25 protein-coding genes are annotated in these 25782 nt (G+C 69.4%); 1 reads left to right on the forward strand and 24 read right to left on the reverse strand.

The annotated features are described in order from the left end of the window. Positions 1 to 99: 99 nt before the first annotated feature. The 9 genes from VN378_RS10035 to VN378_RS10075 all read right to left on the reverse strand — a co-directional run bounded on the left by VN378_RS10035 (position 100) and on the right by VN378_RS10075 (position 11272). Positions 100 to 1920 carry a PLP-dependent aminotransferase family protein gene (locus tag VN378_RS10035; RefSeq protein ID WP_325743423.1) on the reverse strand — a complete coding sequence of 607 codons (1821 nt, stop codon included), beginning with the start codon at positions 1918 to 1920 and terminating at the stop codon, positions 100 to 102. A gap of 152 nt (positions 1921 to 2072) precedes the next feature. After that, a complete protein-coding gene (locus tag VN378_RS10040) occupies positions 2073 to 2279 on the reverse strand; it encodes a hypothetical protein (RefSeq protein ID WP_325743425.1) in 207 nt (68 codons plus the stop codon). Positions 2280 to 3067: 788 nt separating this feature from the next. Continuing rightward, on the reverse strand, positions 3068 to 3757 hold the full coding sequence (locus VN378_RS10045) for a response regulator transcription factor (protein ID WP_325743427.1): 690 nt from the start codon (positions 3755 to 3757) through the stop codon (positions 3068 to 3070). Positions 3758 to 3763: 6 nt separating this feature from the next. Then, positions 3764 to 6445 carry a sensor histidine kinase KdpD gene (locus VN378_RS10050; protein WP_325743429.1) on the reverse strand — a complete coding sequence of 894 codons (2682 nt, stop codon included), beginning with the start codon at positions 6443 to 6445 and terminating at the stop codon, positions 3764 to 3766. 1 nt (position 6446) lies between these two features. Then, positions 6447 to 7025 carry a potassium-transporting ATPase subunit KdpC gene (gene kdpC / locus VN378_RS10055; protein ID WP_325743431.1) on the reverse strand — a complete coding sequence of 193 codons (579 nt, stop codon included), beginning with the start codon at positions 7023 to 7025 and terminating at the stop codon, positions 6447 to 6449. Between the two features lie 12 nt (positions 7026 to 7037). Continuing rightward, on the reverse strand, positions 7038 to 7787 hold the full coding sequence (locus VN378_RS10060) for a TorF family putative porin (RefSeq protein WP_325743433.1): 750 nt from the start codon (positions 7785 to 7787) through the stop codon (positions 7038 to 7040). Between the two features lie 23 nt (positions 7788 to 7810). After that, the gene (locus VN378_RS10065; protein WP_325743435.1) at positions 7811 to 9448 is read right to left on the reverse strand and encodes an HAD-IC family P-type ATPase; all 1638 of its coding nucleotides are present in this window, start codon (positions 9446 to 9448) and stop codon (positions 7811 to 7813) included. A gap of 15 nt (positions 9449 to 9463) precedes the next feature. Then, on the reverse strand, positions 9464 to 11173 hold the full coding sequence (gene kdpA / locus VN378_RS10070; RefSeq protein WP_325743436.1) for a potassium-transporting ATPase subunit KdpA: 1710 nt from the start codon (positions 11171 to 11173) through the stop codon (positions 9464 to 9466). 12 nt (positions 11174 to 11185) lie between these two features. Beyond that, positions 11186 to 11272 (reverse strand): potassium-transporting ATPase subunit F, encoded by an 87-nt coding sequence (locus VN378_RS10075; RefSeq protein WP_332640023.1) that lies wholly within the window; start codon positions 11270 to 11272, stop codon positions 11186 to 11188. A gap of 354 nt (positions 11273 to 11626) precedes the next feature. Between VN378_RS10075 and VN378_RS10080 the strand changes: the two genes are divergently transcribed. Further along, complete coding sequence (locus tag VN378_RS10080; protein ID WP_325743439.1) at positions 11627 to 12241, forward strand: class I SAM-dependent methyltransferase; 615 nt, start codon at positions 11627 to 11629, stop codon at positions 12239 to 12241. Positions 12242 to 12255: 14 nt separating this feature from the next. Here the strand turns inward: VN378_RS10080 and VN378_RS10085 are convergent, their stop codons facing one another. From VN378_RS10085 to VN378_RS10155, 15 genes are all read right to left on the reverse strand, one after another. Then, the gene (locus tag VN378_RS10085; RefSeq protein WP_325743441.1) at positions 12256 to 12732 is read right to left on the reverse strand and encodes an SRPBCC family protein; all 477 of its coding nucleotides are present in this window, start codon (positions 12730 to 12732) and stop codon (positions 12256 to 12258) included. A gap of 2 nt (positions 12733 to 12734) precedes the next feature. Then, entirely contained in the window at positions 12735 to 13031 is a 297-nt protein-coding gene (locus tag VN378_RS10090) for a metalloregulator ArsR/SmtB family transcription factor (RefSeq protein ID WP_325743442.1), read from the reverse strand. A gap of 287 nt (positions 13032 to 13318) precedes the next feature. Next, complete coding sequence (locus VN378_RS10095; RefSeq protein WP_325743444.1) at positions 13319 to 14965, reverse strand: GH39 family glycosyl hydrolase; 1647 nt, start codon at positions 14963 to 14965, stop codon at positions 13319 to 13321. 572 nt (positions 14966 to 15537) lie between these two features. After that, on the reverse strand, positions 15538 to 15855 hold the full coding sequence (locus VN378_RS10100) for a hypothetical protein (protein ID WP_325743446.1): 318 nt from the start codon (positions 15853 to 15855) through the stop codon (positions 15538 to 15540). A 139-nt stretch (positions 15856 to 15994) separates the two neighbouring features. Continuing rightward, a complete protein-coding gene (gene gspM, locus VN378_RS10105) occupies positions 15995 to 16486 on the reverse strand; it encodes a type II secretion system protein GspM (RefSeq protein WP_325743448.1) in 492 nt (163 codons plus the stop codon). After that, positions 16483 to 17586 carry a type II secretion system protein GspL gene (gspL, locus tag VN378_RS10110; protein WP_325743450.1) on the reverse strand — a complete coding sequence of 368 codons (1104 nt, stop codon included), beginning with the start codon at positions 17584 to 17586 and terminating at the stop codon, positions 16483 to 16485. Before gspL ends, gspM begins: the two co-directional genes overlap by 4 nt. Beyond that, positions 17583 to 18569, reverse strand: a complete 987-nt coding sequence (gene gspK / locus VN378_RS10115; RefSeq protein ID WP_325743451.1) for a type II secretion system minor pseudopilin GspK — start codon at positions 18567 to 18569, stop codon at positions 17583 to 17585. The genes gspL and gspK overlap by 4 nt, the downstream gene beginning before the upstream one ends. Next, positions 18566 to 19156 (reverse strand): type II secretion system minor pseudopilin GspJ, encoded by a 591-nt coding sequence (gene gspJ, locus VN378_RS10120; protein ID WP_325743453.1) that lies wholly within the window; start codon positions 19154 to 19156, stop codon positions 18566 to 18568. The genes gspK and gspJ overlap by 4 nt, the downstream gene beginning before the upstream one ends. After that, the gene (gene gspI / locus VN378_RS10125) at positions 19153 to 19524 is read right to left on the reverse strand and encodes a type II secretion system minor pseudopilin GspI (RefSeq protein ID WP_325743455.1); all 372 of its coding nucleotides are present in this window, start codon (positions 19522 to 19524) and stop codon (positions 19153 to 19155) included. Before gspI ends, gspJ begins: the two co-directional genes overlap by 4 nt. A gap of 134 nt (positions 19525 to 19658) precedes the next feature. Beyond that, positions 19659 to 20120 carry a GspH/FimT family pseudopilin gene (locus VN378_RS10130; protein WP_325743457.1) on the reverse strand — a complete coding sequence of 154 codons (462 nt, stop codon included), beginning with the start codon at positions 20118 to 20120 and terminating at the stop codon, positions 19659 to 19661. Between the two features lie 73 nt (positions 20121 to 20193). Next, positions 20194 to 20643 carry a type II secretion system major pseudopilin GspG gene (gene gspG / locus VN378_RS10135; protein ID WP_325743458.1) on the reverse strand — a complete coding sequence of 150 codons (450 nt, stop codon included), beginning with the start codon at positions 20641 to 20643 and terminating at the stop codon, positions 20194 to 20196. An 11-nt stretch (positions 20644 to 20654) separates the two neighbouring features. Next, the gene (gene gspF / locus VN378_RS10140) at positions 20655 to 21872 is read right to left on the reverse strand and encodes a type II secretion system inner membrane protein GspF (RefSeq protein WP_325743459.1); all 1218 of its coding nucleotides are present in this window, start codon (positions 21870 to 21872) and stop codon (positions 20655 to 20657) included. Further along, entirely contained in the window at positions 21872 to 23392 is a 1521-nt protein-coding gene (gene gspE, locus VN378_RS10145) for a type II secretion system ATPase GspE (RefSeq protein WP_325743460.1), read from the reverse strand. Before gspE ends, gspF begins: the two co-directional genes overlap by 1 nt. Before the next feature lie 7 nt (positions 23393 to 23399). Beyond that, positions 23400 to 25499: a type II secretion system secretin GspD gene (gene gspD / locus VN378_RS10150; protein WP_325743461.1), complete on the reverse strand. Its 2100-nt coding sequence runs from the start codon at positions 25497 to 25499 to the stop codon at positions 23400 to 23402. Then, positions 25496 to 25782, reverse strand: a 287-nt coding sequence (locus VN378_RS10155) for a PDZ domain-containing protein (protein WP_325743462.1), incomplete at its 5' end; no start/stop codon positions are given. The genes gspD and VN378_RS10155, both read right to left, overlap by 4 nt.

A 25782-nucleotide genomic window follows, 5' to 3' on the forward strand; every position in this document is an offset into this window, starting at 1 on the left:
AGTGACGGCGTCGGCGATCGCCACATAGCGCCAGTGGCGACGCTTCAATGGGGCCAGTTTCGGCTCATAGCGCGCAGGAGTAGAAATCTGGCGCCAGGCTCAATCCGTCTCCGCCCGTCGGATGACCGCGGAGTCCAGCAGCCGCCCGCCCGCGTCGAACCACCCGATGCGGTCGCCGACAATGACGGTTCTCAGGCTGGAGATCTCGCCATAGGACCAGCGCGTCCACTGTCGCCGCCAGACATCGCCCTCGACCCACCACCGCCCGACGTCGCAGTCCTCGTTCGCATAGCCCGCCCGACCGATCATTTGCCCGTCCGGCAGAAGTTCGATGGTGCAGGGATCGCCGTAGACGGTCTTGCATAGCAGGACCGAGCCCGACATCGCCGCCTGAAGCGCTTGGCCTTCAAGCCGCTGTTCGACCGAATAGGGAAAAGTCCGGGCGGCGACCGGGAGATCACGCATCAGGTCGGCCAGCACGGCCACGCCCTCGCGGATGCGATCGATCGGCAGGCTGGTGACCCCCAGGCGGAAGATGTTCCGCGGCCCCTTGCCGTCGGCGAAATAGGGTCCGACCGGTTCGATCAGCACCCCCCGCCGCTCGGCCTGGGCCGCGAATTCCTCGACATCCAGGTGGTCCGGCCCCCGCACCCAGTAGGTCGCGCCGCCGCGCAGCGGGGCAATGGCCACCGACTGCTGGAGGTAGTGGTTGAGGGCGTCGCGCAGCGCCGTGCGCCGCTCGCGGAACAGCCGCCCCAGCCGTATCATGGTCGCATCGTAATGACCCATGCCCAGGAAATGCGCCGCGGTGCGCTGATTGTTCAGGGGCGGATGCCGCACCGCGAGATGACGCAGCCGCCGGGCTTCGGCGATCACCTCGGGCGAGGCCACGATGAAGCCCAGCCGCAAGCCCGGCCCCAGCACCTTGGACAGGCCGGCGACATAGATCACCCGGTCATCCTGGTCGAGGCTGCGCAGCGCCGGACAGGCCTGGTCGAGGTAGTTGGTCTCGCAGGCGAAATCATCCTCGATGATGACCATGTCCCGGGCCGCCGCCTTCCTCAGCAGGGCCTCGCGACGGGCCTGGGTCATCATGACCCCGGTGGGGAACTGGTGGCTGGGCGTCACATAGACCAGGTCGCAGTCGTCGAGCCGGCGATCGACCACCAGCCCCTCGTCATCCACCGGCTGGAAGACGAGCCGGGCCCCGCGATCCGCGACCAGCCGGCGCATGTCGGGATAGCCGGGATTCTCGACGGCGACGGTGCTGTCCCGATCGATCAGCATCTGGCTGACCAGCGCCAGCGCCTGCTGGGCGCCGACGGTGATCAGGATTTCGTCCGGCCGGGCCCGGATGCCGCGTCGCGGCAGCACCTTGGTGCGTATCTCCTCGATCAGCATCGGGTCGTCGGCGTCGCCGCTATCCATGGACCACTGGCTGATATCGCCCACCGTCAGGGCCTGGCGGCTGGCCTCGCGCCATTCCGTCACCGGGAACAGCGAGGCGTCAAACAGTCCATCGATGAAGGGAAAGGGATACTGGCGCCAGTTGGGCGCCCGGCGGGCCGTGGGGACGTCCCCCTCCCCGGTCTTGAACCGGTCCGTCCAGCGTGACGACCGAAGCGGCTCCCGGCCGCCTGCCACGGACTCCACGGCGGCGCGGCCGCGCAGCATGTCGTGGTCGACATAGATCCCGCTGCGCTCGCGGCTGATGAACAGACCCTCGTCAACCAGCTTTTGATAGGCCAGCGTCACCGTATTGCGGGCGATTCCCAGTTGGGCGGCCAGGGCCCGCGAGGAGGGCAGCCGGCGCCCCGGCGGAAACGCGCCGGCGCAGGCGGCGTCGACCAGTTTCCGGCGCACCTGATCCTGGAGGCCAAGGTCGCTGCCAGGATCAAGGAAGAAAAGCGGTGACGACATGCGGCGATCTTCGCGTGCCGCGAACGCTTGTGTCCAGTCGGCGCTGTCAGCTTGGCCTCGCAATGTCGAAAGCCGTCCTGACCTGCCGGCTTCCTGGCGCCGCACTGCCCGGGCAGACACCGGCTTCGGCGCTGCCTGGATGGCGTTGACCGTCAAATGTGATGGAGATCGCCGGCTGGGTGGTGAGGACTCTCCGGGCCATGGCTTGATATCTGAACCCTGCAGCCGCTGTTCTCGTCGTCAAATCGGGGATGGGAGTTTTCCGCCCGATTGTTCTCCCGAAGACGACCTGGCCGGTGCAAATGGCGCAGATCCAACTGATCGAGGGCGGCGCCATCGACGCCGTCGGTCGTGATCATCACCGGCTCCACCGCTGGCAATGGAGCGGGCGCCGGAGCAGCTTCGATTCGGCCTCCGTGTCCCGGAAACTCAGGCTGAAGTGGAAGAGCAGCCAGACCGCGCACCGAATGACGTCCGCCGAAAACGCTGACTCTTGAACGCGATCGGCTCTGTCAGCCTAAACCCGGCCTCACGTTAAGGCGGGTCAGCCAGCCCGGTCGCAAGGGCAAGTCGTGGAGACAAGTCGTCGTTGGACTGACAGCACCGACACCTCGTTGATTTTCTTACGTAATTTTATAATCTTACTTTCCATTCTGTCTAACCGGAGGGACGGGGTTAGACAGGTCTTGTTCTGCTTGCGTGCTCTTCCCGATGCGCTCCATGGCGCTGTCGGCGAGTTTTCGACGTCCAGCCTCGGGGTGTACCGTTTGACTTCCTTGAGAGTCTGGCGGCCGGTGATGGCCATGATCTGGTGCGCAGAGCATCCCGCCCCGGCCAACGTCGGGTCGCCGCCTTGCGGAGTCCCTGCGCTGAGCCGTGCGGCAAGCCCGCGCGTCTGCTGCCTTGCTGATCCAGTTGCCGAAGCCCTTGGCGGTGAAGGGCTTGCCGAATTCCGTCGTCAACAGGACCAGATGACCAGATGCACTCGCCGCGATAGACGCCTTGAGCTGGGGATGCTGGCTGATGTCGACGAGCTGCCCCGTTTTCTCCTGACGTACAGTGACCCGACGACCCTGCACCTGCTGCTTCGTCATCTAGCGCACCCATGAGCGGACGTAAGACCGGAGCCGGTCCCTCGGCGCTCCGATCAGCTCCTGAGCCTGTAGCCCACCCCTGGCTCGGTCTCGATCAACTGAGGGTGGGCCGGGTCAGCTTCAAGTTTCTGCCGCAACTGGCCGACGAGAACCCTCAGATACTGGGTGTCTTCCTTGTGGGCGGCGCCCCAGACCGCGGTCAGCAGGGCGGCGTGGCCGATCACCTTGCCGGCGTCACGGGCGAGGTGGGCCAAGACCTCATATTCCTTGGGCGTCAGGCGGATGGCGGCCGCGCCGCGTGTCACCAGACGGCGCTCAAGGTCGATGACCACGTCGCCGATACTCAGCGGTCCGGCAGGTTGGTGGCGAGCGACAGCCTGGCGCAGGTTCGCCCGCAGCCGCGCGAGAAGTTCTCCGACCCCGAAAGGCTTCTCGACGAAGTCGTTGGCGCCCAGATCCAGCGCCTCGATCTTCTCGGCCTCGCGGTCGCGGGCGGACAGGATGATGACGGGGCCCGTATAGAACTCCCGGGCGCGAACGAGCACCTCCTTGCCGTCCATGTCGGGCAGGCCGAGGTCGAGCACCACGGCGTCGGGGCTCCACAGGGCGATGCCGCGAAGCCCCTCCTGGCCGCTGTCGGCGCGTTTCGGCTCATAGCCGGCGGCGTCGAGCGCGGGCGACAGGAAGCGGTGTATCTGCGGTTCGTCGTCGATGACGAGGATACGGGGTCTGGCGGCCGACATGGGGCTCTATAGCAGGTCCGGGTGGGTGGGGATGGACTTGGGCAGGCTGATCAGGATGCGGGTGCCGTGGTCGTCGAGGATCGGGCTGGCGGCGGCGATGCGGCCGTTCATGGCCTCCACGAATCCCCTGGCGATGGCGAGTCCGAGACCGGCGCCCTTGGAGCGGTCCGGTTGTTCCTCCATGCGGCGGAATTTGTCGAACACCCTCTCCAGTTCGGCGGTGGGTATGCCCTTGCCCTCGTCCTCGATGCTGATCACCACCGAGCCCCGGTCCTCATAGGCCGCCAGTTCGATGGTTGAGCCGTCGGGGCTGTAGGCGATGGCGTTCTCCAGAATGTTGACCAGCGCCTGCTCCAGCAGGCCCTGGTCGAGACTGACCATGCTGAGTTCGGCTGGAAAGTCGCGGGTCAGACGCCGCGCGCCGAGACGGCGCGACACCCGCTCGGCCGCCGCGTTCAGAACGTCCCGCACGTCGGTCCAGTCGGCCCTGATATTGAGCGCGCCGCCCTCGAGCCGGGTCATGTCCAGCAGGTCGCCGACGTAGCGGCTGAGCCGCTCGGCCTCCTCTCGGATGCTGAGCAGCAGGTCCTTGCGCACCGCGGGCTTCAGGGTCGGGCCATAGTCGATCAGGGTGGTGGCGGCGCCGAGCACGGTCGAGAGCGGGGTGCGCAGATCGTGGCTGACCGAGTTCATCAGGGCCCCGCGAAAGCGGTCAGTGCGGCGCAGGGTCTCGGTCTCGACCGCGTCGCCGGCCAGTTGCGCCCGCTCCAGCGCCACGGCCCCCTGTTCCAGCAGGGCCAGGGCCAGCCGCTCCTCGTCCGAGCCGGGCGCGAGGGCGTCCGCCTCGATCCCCGCCACGCCGGAGCGGGCCCGGACGCCTTGCAGGGGGCGGAAGGTCCAGCTGGTCTGCGGCAGTGTTCCGGTGCCGTGACCGGCGGGCTCGCCCCGCTCCCACGCCCAACGGGCCGCGGCCATGGCGGCGGCGCCCAGCGTCTCCAGTTCCGGCGCGCCCGCGACCGGGGTGATGTCGCCGTCACGAGGAAGCAGGACGATCGTCCTCGCCCCGACGGCGGCGGCGGTCTGCTCGGCCAGCACCCGTGCGGCGCCGAGTTGATCCTCGGCGGCGGACAGGGCCTGGCTGGCGGCGAGCAGGGCCGACACCGCCGAGGCCCGTCTCTGGGCGTTGCGCGCCTGGTCCCGCACCCGCCCCGCCAGACTCCCGGTCGCCAACGCCACGGCCCAGAAGGCGACCAAGGTCAGGATGTCCGTCGGCGAGCCGATCAGGAAGGTGTAGCGCGGCTCGAGGAAGAGGAAGTTGTAGGTCAGGAAGGCGACCGTCGCCGCCGCCAGCGCCGGACGCAGACCGAACAGGACGCCCGCCGCCAGCACGGCGGACAGATACAACACCCCCAGATCGACCCGCTCGAATGTGCGATCGAGGAACAGCGCCAGGCTGGTGGCGACGCCGATGAAACCGGCGCCGACCGCATAGCCGCGCCAGAGGAGCGACCGGACCGTCGCCGGCGCCTCCTTTTCCGGCCGCTCGGCCGGTGCGCCGCCAGGGTCGGTGACGATATGGATCGCCACCCCTCTCGCCGCCCGCAACAGGCCGGCGGCGAGCGACCGGCCGAGAAGGTCGCTGATGCGGCTGTCCCGACCCTTGCCGATGACGATCTGGGTGACGTTGTTGCGATGGGCGTGGTCCATCACCGCCTTGACCACGTCGTCGCCGGTGAGGACGACGGTGCGCCCCCCCAACTGCTCGGCCAGCATGAAGGCCTGGCTCAGCCGGGCGGCGCTGTCGGGGCCGGAGACCGGCCGGTTCGGCCGTTCGACATGGGCGACGGTCCAGGGCGCATCCATCATCATGTCCGACAGTCGCCGACCCGTACGCACCAGGGACGCCGCCATCGCGTCGCCGCCGACGAGAACCAGAATACGCTCGCCCGCCGCCCACGGCCCCTCGACGCCGCGCTCGCGCAGGGTCGCCAGAAGCTGGTCGTCGATCGTCTGCGCGGCCCGCCGCAGCGCCATTTCGCGCAAGGCGGTCAGGTTCTCGACCTTGAAGAAATTCTCCGAGGCGAGGCGCGCGGTCTCGGGCACATAGACCTTGCCCTCGGACAGGCGTTTGCGCAGTTCGTCGGGGGTGATGTCGACGACCTCGATGTCGTCGGCCCGGCTCAGGGCGCTGTCGGGCACGGCCTCGCGCTGGCGCACGCCGGTGATGCGCAGCACCACGTCGGACAGGCTTTCCAGATGCTGGACGTTCAGCGTGGTCCAGACGTCGACGCCGGCGGAGAGGATCTCCTCCACATCCTGCCAGCGCTTGGGGTGGCGGGAACCGGGGACGTTGGAATGGGCGTATTCATCGACCAGCAGCAGGCCGGGCTTGCGCGCCAGGGCCGCGTCGATGTCGAACTCCATCAGGGCGCGGCCCTTGTAGTCGATGGGTCGGCGCGGCAGCACTTCCATACCGCGCAGCAGGCTTTCGGTCTCGCGCCGGCCGTGGGTCTCGACCACCCCGACAACGACGTCGCCGCCCTCGGCCTTTCGGCGTCGGGCGGCGCGCAGCATCTCATAGGTCTTGCCGACCCCCGGCGACATGCCGAGGAACACCTTCAGCCGCCCGCGTTTCGGCCGCGTCAGGGCGACCGGCGAGGGATCGGGAGCGGGTGGGGTATCCGGCAAGTCAGGTCGCGGCGGGGAAGCGGGCGTCGAGCGCCCGGTTGGTCAGCAGCACATTGACGCGCGGCTGGCCGATGAAGCCGAGCAGGGAGCCCTCGGTGTTCGCGTCGATCACCTGCTGCACCGCCGCCACGTCGATCCCTCTCGCCTGCGCCACGCGCGCCGCCTGCAGGCGAGCGTAGGCCGGAGAGATGTGGGGGTCGAGACCCGAGGCGGAGGTGGTCACGGCGTCGGCGGGGATGACCGCCGCGCCGGTGTCGGCCCGGATGGCGTCGGCGTCGGTCCTGATGCGTGCGGCCAGGTCGGCGTTGAGCGGGCCGAGGTTCGAGCCCGAAGAGGCTGAGGCGTCATAGCCGTCGCCGGCGGCCGAGGGCCGGGGGTGCAGATAGCGCGCCTCGGCGAAGGGCTGGCCGATCAGGGCCGAGCCGACGACCTGACCGTTGGCGTCGCGGATCAGGCTGCCGTCGGCCTGCGCCGGGAAGGCGAGCTGGGCGATTCCGGTGACCCCAAGCGGATAGGCCACGCCGAGCAGGAGGGTGAACAGGGCGATCATGACGATCGCGGGGCGGAGTTGGCTGAACATCGTCGTCGTCCTCTAGAAGGCCGCCTTCAGCGAGGCCACGGCGCGGCTGCCGTAGATGTCGCCGAAGTCGTGCTCGTCGGTGTCGTGGTAGCGGACATCGAGGGCCAGGGTGTCGGTCAGCTGCCGGGCCACGCCCAGGTTCCAGGTCGTGTAGTCGAAGTCCGAGGACAGGAACTGGCGTCCGACGGCGCCCGAGATCGTCCATTTGTCGGCCAGCGAGAAGGCGGCGTTGGCCTCGACCCAGGTCGCCTCGTCCTCGGCGGCGCCGAAGTAGTCGGGCGACCAGTAGACGGCGGCGCCGAGGGTGGCCGGGCCGATGGCGCGCGAGGCGGCGGCCTTCACTTCCACATAGTCGTAGTCCGCGCCATTCGGCTGGCCGGTGTAGAAATAGCCGACCGCGCCGAAGTCCCAGATCCAGCCCGCGAACTCGGGGCGGACGCCGGCATAGAGGTCGATCTCGGCGCTGGTGTCGGTGTCTCCGGGGAAGGCGACGTTGGAGGCCCAGGCGCCGGCGTAGAAGGTTCCGCTGGTCAGATCGACGCCGCCCGAGGTCGCGGCGTCTTCCTCGGTCTGGCTAACGCCCCGGAACACATAATCGGAGCCGACGGCAGCGTTCCAGGCGATGGCGGGGCCGGAGGGCTCGTCGACCGTCTGGGCGTCGGCGTGCGAGGCGACGCCCCAGACGACCAGGGCGGCCAGGCAGGCGCCGGCGAACCAGAGATCGTTGCGGCCGGCGGCCTTGAAGCGGGATTTGCGGGTCATGAAAATCACTCTGTGTGAACGGGTCACGCCAGGCCGAGGCCGGAGATGACGACGTCGATGAGTTTGATGCCGACGAACGGGGCGACGAGGCCGCCGAGTCCGTAGATCAGCAGGTTGCGGGACAGCAGGGCCCCGGCCCCGATGGCGCGGTATTTGACGCCGCGCAGGGCCAGCGGGATCAGGGCGACGATCACCAGGGCGTTGAAGATCACCGCCGACAGGATGGCGCTCTCGGGGCTGTGCAGCCCCATGACGTTCAGCGCGCCGAGCGCCGGCAGGGCGACCACGAACATCGCCGGGATGATGGCGAAATATTTGGCCAGGTCGTTGGCGATCGAGAAGGTCGTCAGGGCCCCGCGCGTGATCAGCAGCTGTTTGCCGACCTCGACGATCTCGATGACCTTGGTCGGGTCGCTGTCGAGGTCGACCATGTTGCCGGCCTCGCGCGCGGCCTGGGCCCCGGTCTGCATGGCCACGCCTACGTCGGCCTGGGCCAGCGCCGGGGCGTCGTTGGCGCCGTCCCCGCACATCGCGACCAGCCGGCCCTTGGCCTGTTCGGCCTTGATGAGGCGCATCTTGTCCTCGGGGGTGGCCTCGGCGAGGTAGTCGTCGACCCCGGCTTCCGAGGCGATGGCGGCGGCGGTGACCGGGTTGTCGCCCGTAATCATTACCGTGCGCAGGCCCATGCGGCGGAGGTCGGCGAACCGCTCCTTCATGCCGGGCTTGATCACGTCCTTCAGGTGGATGATGCCGACAATGACGCCGCTTTCGACCACCGCCAGCGGTGTGCCGCCAGAGCGGGCGATGCCGACGGCGGACAGCAGGCCGCCGATGGTGGTGGGGATCAGGGTGATGAACAGGGCGCCGAGGACGATGGGATCCAGGGTGATGCCGGAGTAGGCGCCGAGCCCCAGCAGCGTCACCACGGCGATCAGGAAGACGAGCGTCAGGCCGGCCAGCAGCACGGACAAGGCCAGTTCGTTCGGCGTCTTCCGGCGGTTGGCGCCCTCGACCATTGAAATCATGCGGTCGAGGAAGGTCGAGCCGGGGGCCGATGTGATCCGGACCTTGATCCAGTCGGACACTACAGTGGTGCCGCCGGTGACGGCCGACCGGTCGCCGCCGCTTTCGCGGATCACGGGCGCGCTCTCACCGGTGATGGCGGCCTCGTTGACCGAGGCGATGCCCTCGACGATCTCGCCGTCCGAGGGGATGACGTCGCCCGCCTCGACCAGCACGATCGAGCCGACCTCCAGTTCTCCAGCGGGCGTCGGCACCGTCAGGCCGGTTTTCGGATCGACGATCAGCTTGGCCTTCGTCGTAACGCGGGTGGCGCGCAGCGAGTCCGCCGCCGCCTTGCCGCGCCCTTCGGCGACGCTTTCGGCGATATTGGCGAACAGCACGGTCGCCCACAGCCAGACCGCCAGCTGGATGGCGAAGCCCGCGGCCTCGCCGGCGGCGACGGCGGCGATGGCCGAAACCGTCGCCAGCAGCGCCACGATCCAGGTGGTGAAGATCACCGGGTTCCGCAGCAGCTTGCGGGGGTCCAGCTTGACGAAGGCGTCTCCGACCGCCCGGCCCAGCATGGGGCCGGACAGGCCGCCGGCCAAGGGAGCGGCCCGGCGGGTTTCGCCCAGGTGCTCGGGATTTGTGAAGGTCATGTCAGGGGTCCCGGATCAGAGTCCGGCCACCACGCCCAGCACCTGGAAGTGCTCGACGAGGGGGCCAAGGGCGAGGGCGGGGAAGAACTGCAACCCGCCGAGGATGACGATCACGCCAATCAGAAGGCCGATGAACAGCGGCCCGTGGGTCGGCAGGGTGCCGGGGCTCGGGGCCAGCCTGGGCTTGACGACCAGGCTGCCGGCGATGGCCAGCACGGCGATGGCGGGCACGAACCGGCCGAACAGCATCCCCAAGCCCTGGGTCGTGTTCCACCACGGCGAGTTCGCAGTCAGGCCGGCGAAGGCCGAGCCGTTGTTGGCGGCCGCCGAGGTGTAGCCGTAGAGGATTTCCGACAGACCGTGCGGCCCGTCGTTCAGCAGACCTTCCAGCGCCGTCGGAAGAACCGCCGCCACGGCCGAGAAGCCGAGAATGGCCAGGGGCAGGACCAGGACCGCCACCATGGCGTATTGGACTTCCCGGGCCTCGATCTTCTTGCCCAGATATTCCGGCGTGCGCCCCACCATCAGCCCCGCGACGAAGACCGCGAGCAGGGCCATGACCACCATGACGGCGATGCCGGACCCGATCCCGCCGGGCAGGATTTCGCCGAGTTGCATGAGGAATATCTGCAGCCCGCCGCCCAGCGGCATATAGCTGGCGTGCATGGAGTTGACCGAGCCGTTCGAGGCCCCGGTGGTCATGGTCGCCCAAGCGACCGAGGCCGGAACCCCAAAGCGGACCTCCTTGCCTTCCATATTGGCCGAGGCGTCGACCCCGGCCGCGACGAGCGCCGGCGCGGGCTGGGTCTCGATCGCATACATCGCCGCGCCCGAGAGGCTGAGCAGCACCAGGGCCGCGACGGCGAGCGCCCGCACGTCCTTCTTCGCCAACACGCTGCGGCCGAAGGCGAAAAATGCGGCCCAGCCGAGCACATTGATCGAGATCGCGGTGATCAGATTGGTCAGCGGCGTCGGGTTCTCGAACGGATGGGCCGAGTTGACGTTGAATATGCCGCCGCCGTTGATGCCGAGTTGTTTGATCGCCAGCTGGCCGGCGGTGGGCGCCAGGGACAGGGTTTGCGATCCCCCTTCCAGTCCGGTCGCGGTCGCGGAGGCGTCCAGGGTCTGGGTCACCCCCAGCGCGACCAGAACGATCGCGAGCACCACCGAGAGGGGCAGAAGCACCCAGAGCGTCGTCCGCGTCATGTCGGCCCAAAAATTGCCGACCCCCTCGCCGCGATTGGCGACGAAGGCGCGCGCCAGGGCGGCCGCGATGGTGGCGCCGGTCGCGGCGGAGAGGAAATTCTGCACCGTCAGTCCGGCCATCTGGCTGAAGTGCGACATCGTCGTCTCACCGCCGTAGGACTGCCAGTTGGTGTTGGTGACGAAGCTGACGGCGACGTTGAAGGCCAGGTCGGGCGACAGGCCGTCGAAGCCCTGCGGATTGACCGGCAGGACGTTCTGAAAACGCAGCAGGGCGTAGAGCAGGAAGAATCCCGCCCCATTGAACGCCAGCAGGGCGCCCGCATAGCCGAGCCAGCCCTGGCTGTGCGCCGGGTTCACGCCGGCGGCGCGGTAGAACAGCCCTTCGACCGGCTTCATCACCGGGTCGAGCCAGGTCCGCTCGCCGTTCCAGACGCGCGACATGTAGAGGCCGATGGGCCAGCCGATCAGGGCGGCGAGGCCGATCGTCAGGGCGATCTCCGCCCATCCTTGAATGTTCATGGCGGCGGCTCCCTAGAACCGCTCGGGGCGCAGCAGCGCCGCGACCATGTAGACGGCGACGACGACCGCGCCGACACCCCAGAGTATGGCGACCAGCATCGTCACACCCGCTTCAGGACAGCGGCGAGAACGGCGAAGGCGACAAACGCCCCGCCGCCGATCGCCAGGAAAATCAGATCGGCCATGCCGACGCCTCCAGCTCAGTTCAGAGCCGGAGAGGACGCTTCAAACACGTAAGCGGGCCATTCGGATTGGGCCGCTTGGCATAAAGGCAGCATAAGGATCGGTGCGGCAACGGACCGGACTGGCCAGAACCGGACATTCAGCCGTGGCCGACAGGCGGACTGAGAACGTGGGCGATAGAATAACCGTTTCGACTCCCTGCAGACATTCCCCCTGTGGTGTTCGGGCGGGCAAATCCCTAGCTTCGAATCTGGTTCAGGAGTGGCGACGATGACGACCCGGGCGCATTGGGAAAACGTCTACCAGACCAGGGCAGTGGACGACGTAAGCTGGTATCGGCCCCACCTTGAGGTTTCGCTGCGGCTCATTGCCGACGCTGCGCCGGATGCCGGCAGCGCGGTCATTGACGTGGGCGGCGGGGAGGCGACGCTGGTCGACGATCTCGTCGTGCGCGGCTACAGCGACGTCACGGTGCTCGACATTTCCCCGGCGGCGATTGACGTGGCGAAGGGCCGGCTGGGTCCGTCCGCCGCCGCCGTGCACTGGATCACCGGCGATATCACGGCAGTCGGGTTGGAAGCGGCTCGCTACGATGTCTGGCACGACCGGGCCGTCTTCCATTTCCTGACAAGCGCAGACGACAGGGCCGCATATGTTCGGCAGGTCGCCCGCGCGGTCAGGCCCGGCGGCCATGTGATTGTCGCGACGTTCGGGCCGGAGGGTCCGGAGACGTGCAGCGGACTGGACGTCGTCCGCTACGACGCCGAACACCTCCATGGCGAGTTTGGGCCGAAGTTCCGTCTCCTGGACAGCGTCACGGAGTTGCACGAGACGCCTTGGGGCGCGCCTCAGCAGTTCCTGTATTGCTTTTGTCGGGTGGAGTGAGGTGGCGCCCCGCCTCAGCGCGACGCTTCGGCGAACCGTTGCAGGTAGAGCGGCCAGCCGTGATCACCCTGGACGCTCGCGGCGAGGCCCTGCCAGCCTTCGCCGTGCCGTTCGAGATGACGGTGTTCCAGTTCCACCCTTGTCCGTCGCTCGCCCTCGGCGATGAAACGAACCTCCACTTCGCTTGAGCGCGCCTGATCCGTCTCGATCTGCCAGCGCGGGCTGATGTCCCACGAGAAGACGAGGCGGGTCGGCGGGTCATAGGCCAACACGCGGCCCCACTGACACTCGCTGCCGTCGACGCCCCGGTCGTAGACGCGGCCGCCGACCTTTGGCTCGAAAATCGACTGCGCAATGTCGACTGCCATCATGTTGTGCTCCCGGGGCTTGACGTGATCGAAGCGCTCGGTGAACACCGTGAAGGCGCGTTCGAGCGGAACGTCGAGGGTGATCTCCATGCGGACGGATGTGTCAGCGGTGTCAGAACTCATGGCTATTGATCCTCTGCCTCGGCCTGCTGTTTGAGATTTATGAGGGTCTGACCCCAGAACCAGTCGAGTTGCGCGCGCAAAGCGGCGAGACCCGCGGGGTTGGCGCGGTAGAGCCGTCGTGTGCCGACAGCCTGGTCAACGACGAGGCCCGCCTCCTTCAGCAGCTTGAGGTGCTGGGACACCGCCGGCCGACTGACAGGGAGGTGATCGGCCAGCTCTTGCACGTGGCGCGGATGCACCGCGACCAGTTCAAGAATCGTGCGCCGCGTGGGATCGGCAAGTGCGCTCCATCCGTCCATGAATGGTCATGTATCACTTACCGTAAGTAAATGCTAACTAATAATTTCGAGGACGGGCGCGGCGAGGTCGTGGCTGCGACGGCGCCGTGCATAGTCTGCGGCGCGCCAGGGGCGGACATCCGCCCGCCGTCGGCAAGCAGACCTTGACCCTCCGCCGGCTGAACGTCCGTAGCCTTGTGTTCGAGTCAAGCCGACGCCGGGAGCGGCCTCCACGACTTGGCCGGGATCCAGGGTGGGCGCGAAGGGGCCGGCGAGGGCGCCCTTGAACAGCAGGCGGCGGGGCAGGGTCATGGGCGGTCCAGTTCGATCATCACCACGTCGTGGTCCCGCATCGGCAGGGTCAGCGAGGCCTTGCCGTCGGCGCCGACGTCGACGCTCTGGCGAACCGGCGCGTCCGTGGTGAGCGCCTGCAGCTCCGCCAGCTGGTCGGCGGTCAGGTCGGCCGGCCGGCCCATCTCCAGCCAGGCGGTGTAGGCGTCGTTCCGCCGGAAGCCGGTCCGGCGGATGCGCGCCTCGTAGCGCCCCGGGGCCAGGCCCTCGACGGTCAGGGCGAGCGGGGGTCCGTCAGCGGCCGGGCGCACCTGGCGGAAGAACGGCCGGTTGCTGACCGGCTGCTCGGGCAGGACGTCCCGCCAGGTGAGCACCTGCACGGTGGCGCCCTTCAGGGCCGCGATGCTCTGGGGATCGCCCGTCTCCAGCTCCCGATCGCCGAGGCTGTTCAGGTATTTGAAGGCGAACCACGTCGGTTTGCGGATTCCATCGGGGGTCATCAGGCCGAACCCGCCGTCGAAGGGCCGGGTCTGCGGCCCCGGCTCCTCGAACAGGTCGCTGAAGGCCCAGTAGCTCATCCCCTGGGCCAGTCCCTCGCTCCGGCGGAGTTTGGACAGGATGTAGGCGGCGCCGAAATAGTCGTCGTGGATCGGATCGCGTGGATTGTAGCTGGTGCTCCACTCGGTGAAGAACAGCGGCAGACCGGGCCGGGTCGACGCCTCGATCTGCGCCCGCACCCTGCGGACATCGCCTGTCACCGCGTCAGGATTCCGGGACAGCTTGTTGTCGCCCTCGCCCATCTCGTCGAGGAAACCGCCCTCGACGCCGTAGGTGTGGGTGGTGACGAAGTCGACCGGCAGGTCGTGCCGGTCGGCATAGGCCAGGAATTCGGGGACCCAGTCGGCGCCGGCCGTGGAGGGGCCGCCGACGCGAAGCGTGGGATCGACCGCCCTGATCGCCCGGACCGTACGGCCATAGTAGTCGAGATAGGCCGCCTGGTCCGCCCCCTCCCAGAAGCCGTCCAGGTTCGGCTCGTTCCAGAATTCGAAATACCAGCTGCGCACCTCTTCGGCGCCATAGCGGTCGATCAGGTGACGCACGAAGGCGTCGATCAACGCGCTCCATTTCTCCGGCTGCGGATGGGAGGTGTTGCCCTTCCAGTAGAAGATCGTCTGGTCCGAGGTCTTCATCGCGTCCGGCGTGAAGCCCAGTTCTATGAACGGCCTGATCCCCATACCCAGCAGCCGGTCGTACAGATGGTCGATGCGGGTGAAGTCGTAGACCGGCCGGCCGCCCACCTCACGATAGACGCCCATGTCGTCGTGGAAGATGTCGTGAAAGCGGATGTAGCGGAACCCGAGCTCCTCGCTCATCGTCTGCAGCTGCGCCAGACTGTCCTCGCGGATCAATGTGCCCGGATAGTCCGAGCCGATCGAGAACTCCGCCATCCGGTTGCGGGGCCTGGTCGGGCCGTCGGTGCGGACCACGACGGCGCGGGCCTCTGCCTGCTGGATCTCCGATGCGCCGGCGACGCCGGGAGCCACGACGAGAAGGGCCCAGCAGGCCAGGACCGTCCACCCGAACAGTCTCGTCGTCTTTTCCAGGATTCGCTTCATATCCACGGGACGCCGCACCACAAGGGCGGCGCGACGCGTTCGAGCCATGTGTCTCTCCTCCCTGATTGCCGGACCCATCGCTGTTTCACGACATCGGCCAGCGCCCCTTCCCGACCGCGAACGACAGCACGGGCGGCCACGATGCATGATTTGCATGCGTTGAAAAGCATTTCCTGTTAGCGCTACCATTCATCTCTCGCCGGAGCGAATGGGTGAAGCCGGTGGACGGCCCTTGGGTGGCGGCCAACGCCTGTTTCGCTGTGATCGGTCTGCCGGAGGCGTTCTTTGTTCGCGGGGCATCCCTGGCCGACCGAAGGGCGGAATGTCCGATGCGAACGGTCATGACGACCGCCGGGCGTCACGCCGACGCCCGGTCCGCGCGCTTGGTTGGCCGGATACGGTCGGCTTGCGGCTGTCCTTCCTGCTGACAGCCGCCTGCGAACTCCTGGTCCTGCTTTACGCGATCCGGGCAGCCAGACGTGCGGGCCGCCTCAGCTCAACCTGCGGAGATTCCCGACGCAGGGCGTTGTTCGACGGCTTCGGCCACCGTCTGACCCTCAGGCGGGCAGGCGCGGCGCGGCCGGGAGCAGGACGGGCCCGCCGCCCCCTTCTCTCATGACTCAGCGGATCGCCGCATATGCCGTAGCCGCATCGCGATAGCGGGCGTGTTCGCGGGCGGTCATGCAACGGGGCGTCGTCCAGGCCGGGTCGGATGTACGCACGGACAGCGCCTCCCGGGCGGTGACGAAAACCGGCGGAGCGCCATGTTCGCGGGTAAAGGCGCGGCGAGTCGCGGCGTCGGTATTACAGATCAGGATGACGCGACCCGAGGCCTTCGCGGAAGGGTGGTCGACCTCGCCCGCGCTGACCAGTCCGGCGGGAAGGACGGCCGCCGTGGCGAAGACGGCAAGGCCGAAGAAGGGGGCGAAAGCGCGCATTCCAGTCTCTCCCGAAGGCCCGAAACGGTCAGGACCCGGAGGAATAATGCGCTCTTTTTCCGCATTGTAAAGATTATGCGACGGTTAGAAGTATGAAGTTTTACATTTGTCCCGTCTGCGGATGGAAAACCGTGTGTTTTCAGACCGCGCACGGCCCGACGGAGACGACGCCCTCGACGTTCAGGGTGGCATCGGCGTTCTCGATCACGCCCAGGCCGCAGATGCTCAGACCGTGGTCCGCCTCCAGCGCCGCCAGCCAGGCGAACAGCGGGCCCGAGCGGACGCGGGACAGCTGGAAGCCCAGCTGGCCGGAGGGGCTCATGGCGATGACCACCTCGAGGCCGGCCGCCCCGGCGGTGCGGCGGATCAGGGGATCGAGCCCCTCGGCCGGGGGCCGGGCCGGGGCGCGCGGCGGGTCAAGGGCGGCGACGCCGGCGCGCACCTCCACCAGGGTTTCAGCGGAGGCGGCGGCGCGATCGGCGGCGGCGCTTCGCCAGGCGAGGACCGGCCGCACCACGCCCAGCCAGACGATGACGGCCAGCAGCAGGGCCGCCATGACCATCAGCATGCGCCGTTCGCGCAGGGTGCGGCCGCTGTACCAGAGCGCGAGCGGGCCGATGAACCGGTTCATTGGCCGCTCCCGATGGTGATGTCGCTGACGATGCGGCCCCGGTCGTCGAGGGTGCCGGTTTCGGTGACGCGCAGACCTCTGGCGCGCATGGCCCGGCTGATCAGCTGCATGTCCTGATAGTCGGCGTGGGTGACGCTGGCCTTCATGCCCGCGGCCGGGTCGACGATCAGCAGGTCCAGTTCGGCCCCCTCGACGCCCTCGACGGCGGCGAACAGGGCCGCCGCGGCGCCGACGACGCCGCCGGGCGGCGGGGCGGCGCGGACCCGCTGGCGCAGGGCCTCGACGGGATCGGGCCGGGCGGCGAGATCGGGGGCGACGCGGGCGATTTCCGCCCGGGCCCGGGCGGCGTCGTTGCGGGCGTCGATGTCGTCGCGGGCGGCGGCGGCGGCGACCAGCACGAGAGGGGAGACTACGAGCAGGCCCGCCAGGGCCGAGGCGAGGGCCCAGCCGCGCCGCGCCGTGACGCTTCTCCGGTCCTGCGAGGACAGAAGGTTGACGGGGGGCGACAGGGCGGCGTCGATCAGGGCGAACTCGACGGCGGCGTTGTCCTCGACGGGCTCGACGCGGCGGGCGCCGGCGACCAGCTCGACCAGATCGGGCTGGACGCTGGCGGCGAAGCCCCGGCCCCGCAACGCCACGGACGGTCCGAAGACGACGGCGTTGAGGCGGTCGTCCTCGTCCGGCTCGGGCACGGTCAGGGCGTCGGGGACGATGGCGTCGGCGCGCACGCCGAGGGCGTCGAGATAGTCGGTCCAGGCCTGAAGCAGGGACAGGCCGACGAGGGCGACCAGCCGGGGCTGACCCGCCGCGGGGACGGGCCCCAGGGCCACGGCCAGCCGGTCGGGGGGGGCGGCGAGCTGGTCCTTCAGCATCCACAGGGCGGCGGCGCGCTGTTGGGCCGGTCCGCCGGGGGGCAGGTCGAGCCAGCGAATGGTGACGTCGGCGCCGGGGGCCACGGCGACGGTGCGCATCGGCTCGGGCCGTTCGACGGCGTCCAGCTCCAGCAGGCCGCGCTCGCTCACCTGACCGTCGGTGATGACCAGACAGGGCGCGGGCTCGCTTCCCAGGCTCGGAATGAGGATCAGGCGGGTGGGTTTCATTCTTCGGGGGTCCAGCGTTGGATCACGGTGCGGACGCGGCCGTCGGAGCCGGCCTCCAGCAGGGCGGTGCGGACGGCGTGGGCGCCGCCCAGTTCGACATCGACCCGCAGGTCGAAGAAGCGGGTCAGGACGGTGATCTGGTCGCGCGCCTCGGCGTCGACCGGCAGGGCCGCCAGGGCGGGCTGGGCCCAGAAGGCGGCGGCGTCGGCCCAACCGTCGCGCGGACGGCCGGCGATCACCGCCCGCGCCCGCTGCGGCGGGAGCAGGCCGCCGGTCAGCATGGTCAGAAGGGGCGCCTGCTCGGGCGTCAGGGTGTTCACGTTCAACGGCGACAGGCGCGTGGTTGGCAAGGCACAGACCCATGGCCGCAGCCGGCGGTAAGTGTCGGCGTCGACGCCCTTGATCGCCCGCAACTCGCTGACCTCGGCCAGCATGACGCCGCCGGTGCGATAGGGTTTGGCGAGGCCCGCATAGGCGCCGTCCTCGGCTCCCAGAGGCAGGGATGTCGTGTCGGCGTCGAGCCAGTCGGTCAGGGCGTCGGCGATGGCCTGGATGCGGCTGTCGGGGGCGCCGACGGCGCGGCCGAGGGCGCGGAACTGGGCCGCGCCGAGGGGGCGGGCGACCAGATCCTCGCCGAAGCCGAGGACGAGGCTGTTGAGATTGAAACAGGCCTGGCCGTCCGTGACGGTGGCGGTGAGGGTTCCGCCATCGATGGGGAAGCTGAGGGTCCGGCCGTTCCATTCGGGCTCGAGCGGTGTGCGGGTCGGGCCGGCCGCGAGCAGGCGCCTGATCTGGCCGCGCGCGAGAGTCTCGGCGCCGGCGGCGTACCACTGGGCCTGACTCTGGGTCTCGACATTGGTGGCGCGGCGCACGGAGAAGCGGACGTCATCGAGGATGGCCACGGCGACCACCGACATGACCGCGACCAGCAGCAGCACCGTCAGCAGGGCCATGCCCTCGCGATCCCGACGGGATTTGCTCATCGGCCGCTCCCGACGAGGAACAGCTGGTCGATGCGGCCGTAGCCTTCGACCGTCATGCCGATACGCACAGCATCCGGCAGCGGGCGGTCGATGCTGGAGATGAATGCCGGAGCCGTCTCGCCGTCGCGAACGAAGCCGACGGTGACGTCGCGCACCCCGCGGTACAAGACCTGCGACGGGCCGGGGCGCGCGCCGTCCAGATGGCTGGAGACGCGGCGTTCCAGCCGGTCTTCGACCAGCCGGTATTCGACCCGTTGCAGCGAGGGTCGCGCCTGGTCGCCCGGGTTGCTCCAGCCGGCGCGGGTGAGCACAAGGATCGGGTCGCCCGGCTCCGCCGCGCCGACCATGGGCTGGGGCGTGGGCCGGCCGGTGGGGCCGCGCGAGCGGCGGGCGGTGGCCTGACCGAGATCGGCGCGCAACAGGCCGCGCATGCGCTGCAGGTCGCCGACGCGGTCGCTGGCGGCCTTGACCGCGAACCGGTTGTCGATCGTGACGCCCAGCACCGCCGCGCCCGCCGCCGCAATCATGGCGAAGATCATCAGCGAGACCAGGACCTCGACGAGGGTGAAACCAGCGCGCCGGGTCATGGCGTGCGCGACCTGAACAGGCTGCGTTCGGCGGCCTGGCCTTCGGCGTCGCTGACCCGGATGTCGATGCGCAGCATGCCGGCCACGTCGGTGGCGACGACCGCGCGGGTCCAGCGCCAGCGGCGGCCGGCCAGTTCGACCTCGCCCGAGGCTGTCCCCTCCCCGATCGACGGGATCGTCGCCGCCTCGACCGCGAGGTTTTCGGCGACGACGCCGCCGAGGGTGCGGGTCTCGACGCGGGCGGCCGAGCGGGTGTTCTCGCCGGACAGGTTCAGCAAGGCCATGGCGGCGAGGCTGAACACCGACAGGGCGACCAGCATTTCGATCAGGGTGAACCCCTGTCTTTTCGATTCAAAGTCCCCGCTCATCCCCGCGAAAGCGGGGACCCAGTTCTTTGGGCGATCGGAGGCAGAGGGTGCGCACCCGAGGCGATCCCGAAGAGCCTGCCTCGCGAAAGGACTGGGTCCCCGCTTTCGCGGGGATGAGCGGGAAAGAAGAAGGATCATTGGAGAGTCACCTCTCCGGCCCCGTCCACCGTCACGGTCTTGCCCTTGCCGTCGCGAGCGAGCGTCAGGGTCCCGGGCTCGGCCACCCCCGTGGGGTCGAAGACGAAGCGGGCGCCTTCAGCGGGGCTGACGGCGGTGGCCGGTTGCCAGGTCTCGGGCCCGAACGGTCCATCGGACAGGCCGGACCATTCGCGGCCGTCGAAAACGGTGAAGGCGTAGCCGGTCGAGGTGATCTCGACGGCCACGGGGCGGTTGGACAGGACGGCCTCGTCGCGGGCGCGGGTCAGGCGGGCGGCGAACCGCTCGGCCTCCGCGCCGACCGCCGGGCGCGGGTCAGGGACCGCCAGCACGACCGCGCCCGCAGCAAGGCCGAGGATAGCCACGACCATCAGCAGCTCGACCAGCGTGAAGCCGGCTTTGCCCTTTTTGGCGCTATCGCTCGCGACGCGGTCGCTCACTGCATGAGCGCCATGCGTGATCGCGCTCAAGCAGCGAGCCGCCGCGCGGCGAGCGATAGCGCCCAAAAGGATGTCAGCCCTGCCAGTTGCCCAGATCGGCGTCATTGCCCTCGCCTCCCTCCTTGCCGTCGGCGCCGAGCGAAAAGACGTCGAACTGGCCGCCGTGCGCGCTCGGGCGGCGATAGCCGTAGGGGTTGCCCCACGGGTCCTCCGGCAGGCGACGGATATAGCCGCCCTGACGGTAGCGTTCCGGATTGGCCAGACCCGCCGGGGCGGCGACCAGGGCCTGCAGGTCGGTCGGGAAGTCGAGGTTGTCGAGGCGGTAGGTCTCGACGGCCTGTTCCAGGGTGGAGATGTCCGCCTTCGCCTTGCCGACCATGGCGCGATCCTGGCTGGGCAGGACGTTGATCGCCACCACCGTGGCCAGCAGGCCGATGATGACGATGACCACCATCAGCTCCACCAGCGTAAAGCCGGCGCGCCGGCGACGCCTGGCGATCTTGCGTTCGATTTCAGTCGTCATGGCTACGCTCCTCACCCCATCGCCAGGGTGTTGATCTGCAGAATGGGAAGAAGGATCGACAGGACGATCAGGGCGACCACGCCGCCCATGACCACGATGATCGCCGGCTCCAGCAGGCTGAGCATTACGGCGGTGAAGGTCGAGAATTCGCGCTCCAGATAGTCGGCCGCCCGTTCGAGCATGGGCTCCAGCCGGCCGCTGCTCTCTCCCGAAGCGGTCATGTAGACGAGGATCGGCGGGAAGACGTCGGCGCGGCGCATGGCGGCGGACAGGCCCCCGCCCTCGCGCACGGCATCGGCCATGGTCTCGGTCGCCAGCCGCAGGCGGCGATTGGAGACGGTGCGGGCGGTGATGGTCAGACCCTCCAGCACAGGCAGGCCCGCCGCGATCATGGTCGAGAGCGTGCGTGCCATCTTCGCCCCGTGCAGGTCGCGGGTCAGGCGGCCGATCAGCGGCAGGCGCAGCAAGGCCGTGTCGGCGCGCAGCCGGATCGCCGGATTGCGCAGCAGAACGGCGCCGATCAGCCCCCCGGCGACGAGGACCAGCGCCAGCAGCCAGCCCCAGTCGCGCATCAGATGGGACACGCCGATCACCAGCCGCGTCAGCAGCGGCAGGGTCTGGTTCATGCTGTCGAACTGGTCGACCACCTTGGGCACGACGAAGGTCATCATGGCGGTGATGACGCCCAGGGCCACGACCGCCAGCACGATGGGATAGACCAGGGCGGTGATCACCTTGCCGCGCACGACCTGATCCCGCTCCAGCCCGTCGGCCAGCCGTTCGAGGATCGGCTCCAGCGAGCCCGACGTCTCGCCGGCCGAGACCATGGCCCGGTACAGCGGCGGGAAGGCCTGACCCTGCAGCGCCATGGCGTCCGACAGGCGCCGGCCCTCCATCACGCCCGAATGGACGCCGTCCAGCACGCGGCGGACCGCCGGGCGGTCGGCCTGCAGCGCGATGGTGCGCAGCGCCTCCTCGATCGGCGCGACCGACACGAGGGTCGAGAGCTGCCGCGTCGTCAAGGCGAGGGTCTTGGCCCCGAGCTTCGTCGCCTTGCGCGGGCCCGTCTGTTCGGTGCGCGTGGCGGCGCCGCGCGCGGTCGTGACCTCCAGCGGCATCAGCCGGCGACGCGCCAGGACGGCGCGCACGGCGCCCTCGTCGGCGGCGGTCACGGCGCCGGTGACGGTCCGACCGCCGGCGTCGACGGCGACATAGTCGAAGGCCGCCATCAGGCCGCGACCCCGTGATCCGCGGCGTCGGGTTCGACGTCCGCTGCCTCCTGACGGGTGACGCGGACCGCCTCCTCGACCGAGGTGACGCCTTCGAGAACGAGCGCCCTCGCCCGCTGGGTCAGGGTGTCGGCGCCGGCCTTGCCGAAGGCGGCGGCGTTGATCGCCTCCTCGTCGGCCTCGGCGGCGATCAGGCGGCGCACGCGGTCGTCGACGCGGATGACCTCGTACAGACCCACGCGGCCGACATAGCCGGTGTTCTGGCAGTGGGCGCAGCCCTGCGGCCGCCAGACGCGGGCGCCGCGCTCGACCCCGGCCAGCCGGGCCGTGGCCGCGTCCGCTGTCTCAGGCCGGCGGCATTCGCCGCACAGCCGCCGCACCAGACGCTGGGCCACGATCAGCCGCAGGGTCGAGGCCAGCAGGAAGGGCTCGACGCCCATGTCGCGCAGCCGGGTGACGGCGCCGGCGGCGTCATTGGTATGCACCGTCGACAGGACGAGGTGGCCGGTCAGCGAGGCCTGCACCGCGATCCGGGCCGTCTCGACGTCGCGGATTTCCCCGACCATGACCACGTCCGGGTCCTGACGCAGGATGGCGCGCAGGCCGGCGGCGAAGGTCATGCCGACCTTCGGGTTGACCTGGGTCTGGCCGACGCCGTCGATGGCGTATTCGACCGGGTCCTCGACCGTCAGGATGTTGCGCGTGGCGTCGTTCAGCAGCGACAGGCCGGCGTAGAGCGAGGTGGTCTTGCCCGAGCCGGTCGGACCGGTGACGAGGATGATGCCGTTCGGCTCCTTCAGCGCATGGCGGAAGGCGTCCAGCGCCTCGGACGACATGCCCAGCCGGTCCAGGGTCAGGCCGGCCTGCTCCTTGTCGAGGATGCGCATCACCACCCGCTCTCCCGCCCGCGACGGCAGGGTCGAGACGCGCACGTCCAGCGTCTTGCCGCCCAGGGTCAGGGGGATGCGCCCGTCCTGGGGCACGCGCTTCTCGGCGATGTCCAGCCGCGCCATGACCTTGATGCGCGAGACCAGCAGGGGCGTGATCCGGGGGTTCAGCGACAGGGCCTCGCGCAGAACGCCGTCGACCCGCATGCGCACGGTCAGGGCGGTCTCGAACGGCTCCAGATGGATGTCCGAGGCGCCGGTGCGGACGGCCTCGGCGATGATGCCGTTGATCAGCCGGATCACCGGGGCGTCGTCGGCCGTGTCCAGCAGGTCGGCGGCGGCGGGAATGTCGTCGATCAGGCTTTCCAGCCCCGACGGCATGTCCAGATCGTCGCCGTCGGCGGCGTTCAGATGGTCGCCGGCATAGACTTCCGACAGCTGGCGGTCGAAGGCGGCCTGGCCCAGCGGCTCGACGCGCAGGGGCCGACCCAGCGCCCGGCGGGTCTCGATCAGGGCCGAGGGGTCGGCCCCCTCGCGCAGACCGACCACGGCGATGTCGCCGGCCTCGAGCAGGATCACGCCGTGCCGCTTGGCGAAGCCATACGGCAGGGTCGGATTGATCAGGGTGATCATCGCGGCCTCAGCCTCCCGAAGCCGGTTCGGCGGGCGGCAGGGGCGAGATGACAACCTCGCCGACCGGCGCGGTCACGCCGGGCGCGACCGGCGGCTGGGTGCGCATGTATTCGCGCAGCATCTCGTCGAGGCCGGGTTCGACGCCGGGGGCGTTGTTCAGCTGCTGCTGGCGCATATAGCCCCACCGGTCGGCGGCCAGGGTCTGGGCGTCGCCGGGATTGCGGATGATGGTCGGGCGGATGAAGACCATCAGATTGGTCCGCCCGCGCTGATGGCTGGTCGAGCGGAACAGGGCGCCGACATAGGGGATGTCGCCAAGGCCGGGCACCTTGTCGATCGACATCCGGTCGTTCTGGTCCAGCAGGCCGCCGGCCACGGCGATGTCGCCGTCGTCGACCACCAGGGTGGTCTCCAGCTCGCGCTTGTTCAGCACCAGGTCGTTGGCCGAGTTGGTCAGGACGCCGTTGATGCTGGACACCTCCTGCCGCAGGAACAGGGTGATGGAGCCGCCGGCGTTGATCTGGGGCCGGACGATCAGCTTGACGCCGATGTCCTGACGCTGGGTCGTGCGGAAGGGGTTGGAATTGCCGTCCAGCAGGGTCTCGCCGGTCGTGATCGGCACCTCCTGCCCGACCAGGATGGTGGCCTCCTCATTGTCCAGCGTCATCAGGGACGGGGTCTGCAGCAGGTTGGACCCTTCGTCGTTCTTGGCGGCGTTGATGATGAAGCCGAACAGGCCGTCGCCGATGCGGCCCCCGCCGCCGCCGACGAAGCCGTTGGCGCCCAGAAGCGTGTTCAGGGCGAGGTTCTGCAGCTGTTCGCGCAGGGGATCGTCCTCGTCCAGCTGGCCCGCCGCCGCGCCGCCGGCGATGGGGACCAGCGGCACGCCGCTGTTGGAATAGTTGGTCAGGCCGATCGGATTGCCGTCCTCGCCGGCCAGCAGCCACTGGACGCCCAGCTCCTTGACGGCGTTGTCGGACAGCTCGACGACGATGGCCTCGATCAGCACCTGCTGGCGGCGCTGGTCCAGCTGGCGGATGACCTCGGACAGCATGCGCTGGGTGTCGGCCGAGGCCGAGATGACCAGCGCATTGGCGCCGGGGAAGCGGGCGATGGTGGCGCGCTGGCCCGGGACGGGGGCGGCGGCGGCCGTGCTGCTGGCCGGGACGACGGCGGCGGGTGCGTCGCCCGAGCCGACCCGCGAGCCGTTGGCGACCGGCGTCGCATTGGCGCTGGCGGCGGTGATCGGCTGGCCGACGATCTGCTGCAGCACGGGCAGCAGCGCCTCGGCGTTGGCATGCTGCAGGAAGATGACCTTGACGTCGTCGGCGGACTCGGCGCGCCGGTCGAGGTCTTCGACCAGCGGGCGGATGCGGGCCATGGCCGAGGGATCGCCGCGCAGGACGATGGAGTTTGAACTCTCGACCGGCGTGACGGTGACCATCCCCTGCCCCGGCTGGCCGCCGGGAGGGGCGAGCACGGATTGCAGCACGGCCGCGATTTCGCGCGCCGAGGAGTTCTGCAGGGTGACGACCTCGAAGCCCGTGCGGTCGACGTCGATGCGGCTGATCAGCGAGCGGATGCGGGCGAGGTTGTCGGAGAAGTCGGCGACCACGACGCTGTTGGCGCCGGGATTGGCCAGCACCTGTCCCTGCGGTCCGACCAGGGGGCGGATGGTCTCGGCCGCCGAGGCGGCGTCGATGTTGCGCAGCTGGAAGACCTCGGTCGAGAAGCGCTCCGACCCGACCGTCGACGGGCCCTGCGCCGCGCCCTGGGCCGGGCTGATGCGGTAGGCGCCGGACGACGTCGGGGTCACCACCAGGCCGTTGGCGCGCAGGGTCGACAGGAAGACCTCGAACAACTGGGCGCGGGTCAGGGCGCGTTCGCTGGTCACGGTCACCGTGCCGGTCACCGCCGGATCGACGATGAACGTCCGGCCGGTCGAGCGGGCCACGTCCTGGATGAAGGCGCGGATGTCGGCGCCCTGGACATTCAGTGTCTGGCGCTCGCCGGACTGGGCCAGCACCGGCGTCGCGGCCAGGGGGCCCTGGGCGGCGATGACTGCGCCGAGGACGGCGGCGAGGACGCTTCGGTTCGATCGCTTCAACGGCCTGTCCTTATGGTGGTGGTCTGCACGGCGCCGCCGCGTTCGAAGCGGATCTCGGCGCTGGCGGCGTTCGACAGCTGGCCGCGCAGGCCGGCGATGCGGTCGAGGCGGTCCAGCGAGGTTCCGTTGACGGCGAGGATGACGTCGCCCGACTGCAGGCCGGCGGCCTTCAGCGCCGAACCGTCGCCGCCGGCCGAGACGGTGAAACCGTTGACGCGAAGGCCCTGCATGCGGGGCCGCAGCGAGGCCTGGGCCATCAGCCGGGCGGGATCGACGCGCGGGC

The organism is Brevundimonas sp. (genome assembly GCF_035561115.1).
Lineage (GTDB): Bacteria > Pseudomonadota > Alphaproteobacteria > Caulobacterales > Caulobacteraceae > Brevundimonas.

What these genes read in the sequence shown, in the direction of transcription:
- VN378_RS10095 (WP_325743444.1), bottom strand. Translation starts at nt 14,965, where the DNA reads ATGGCTCGAACGCGTCGCGCCGCCCTTGTGGTGCGGCGTCCCGTGGAT.
- gspG (WP_325743458.1), bottom strand. Translation starts at nt 20,643, where the DNA reads ATGACGACTGAAATCGAACGCAAGATCGCCAGGCGTCGCCGGCGCGCC.
- gspE (WP_325743460.1), bottom strand. Translation starts at nt 23,392, where the DNA reads ATGATCACCCTGATCAATCCGACCCTGCCGTATGGCTTCGCCAAGCGG.
- VN378_RS10040 (WP_325743425.1), bottom strand. Translation starts at nt 2,279, where the DNA reads ATGATCACGACCGACGGCGTCGATGGCGCCGCCCTCGATCAGTTGGAT.
- gspM (WP_325743448.1), bottom strand. Translation starts at nt 16,486, where the DNA reads ATGAACCGGTTCATCGGCCCGCTCGCGCTCTGGTACAGCGGCCGCACC.
- gspJ (WP_325743453.1), bottom strand. Translation starts at nt 19,156, where the DNA reads ATGACCCGGCGCGCTGGTTTCACCCTCGTCGAGGTCCTGGTCTCGCTG.
- VN378_RS10090 (WP_325743442.1), bottom strand. Translation starts at nt 13,031, where the DNA reads ATGGACGGATGGAGCGCACTTGCCGATCCCACGCGGCGCACGATTCTT.
- gspI (WP_325743455.1), bottom strand. Translation starts at nt 19,524, where the DNA reads ATGAGCGGGGACTTTGAATCGAAAAGACAGGGGTTCACCCTGATCGAA.
- VN378_RS10060 (WP_325743433.1), bottom strand. Translation starts at nt 7,787, where the DNA reads ATGACCCGCAAATCCCGCTTCAAGGCCGCCGGCCGCAACGATCTCTGG.
- VN378_RS10065 (WP_325743435.1), bottom strand. Translation starts at nt 9,448, where the DNA reads ATGACCTTCACAAATCCCGAGCACCTGGGCGAAACCCGCCGGGCCGCT.
- VN378_RS10100 (WP_325743446.1), bottom strand. Translation starts at nt 15,855, where the DNA reads ATGCGCGCTTTCGCCCCCTTCTTCGGCCTTGCCGTCTTCGCCACGGCG.
- VN378_RS10035 (WP_325743423.1), bottom strand. Translation starts at nt 1,920, where the DNA reads ATGTCGTCACCGCTTTTCTTCCTTGATCCTGGCAGCGACCTTGGCCTC.
- gspF (WP_325743459.1), bottom strand. Translation starts at nt 21,872, where the DNA reads ATGGCGGCCTTCGACTATGTCGCCGTCGACGCCGGCGGTCGGACCGTC.
- VN378_RS10045 (WP_325743427.1), bottom strand. Translation starts at nt 3,757, where the DNA reads ATGTCGGCCGCCAGACCCCGTATCCTCGTCATCGACGACGAACCGCAG.
- VN378_RS10085 (WP_325743441.1), bottom strand. Translation starts at nt 12,732, where the DNA reads ATGAGTTCTGACACCGCTGACACATCCGTCCGCATGGAGATCACCCTC.
- kdpC (WP_325743431.1), bottom strand. Translation starts at nt 7,025, where the DNA reads ATGTTCAGCCAACTCCGCCCCGCGATCGTCATGATCGCCCTGTTCACC.
- gspL (WP_325743450.1), bottom strand. Translation starts at nt 17,586, where the DNA reads ATGAAACCCACCCGCCTGATCCTCATTCCGAGCCTGGGAAGCGAGCCC.
- VN378_RS10080 (WP_325743439.1), top strand. Translation starts at nt 11,627, where the DNA reads ATGACGACCCGGGCGCATTGGGAAAACGTCTACCAGACCAGGGCAGTG.
- VN378_RS10075 (WP_332640023.1), bottom strand. Translation starts at nt 11,272, where the DNA reads ATGCTGGTCGCCATACTCTGGGGTGTCGGCGCGGTCGTCGTCGCCGTC.
- gspK (WP_325743451.1), bottom strand. Translation starts at nt 18,569, where the DNA reads ATGAGCAAATCCCGTCGGGATCGCGAGGGCATGGCCCTGCTGACGGTG.
- kdpA (WP_325743436.1), bottom strand. Translation starts at nt 11,173, where the DNA reads ATGAACATTCAAGGATGGGCGGAGATCGCCCTGACGATCGGCCTCGCC.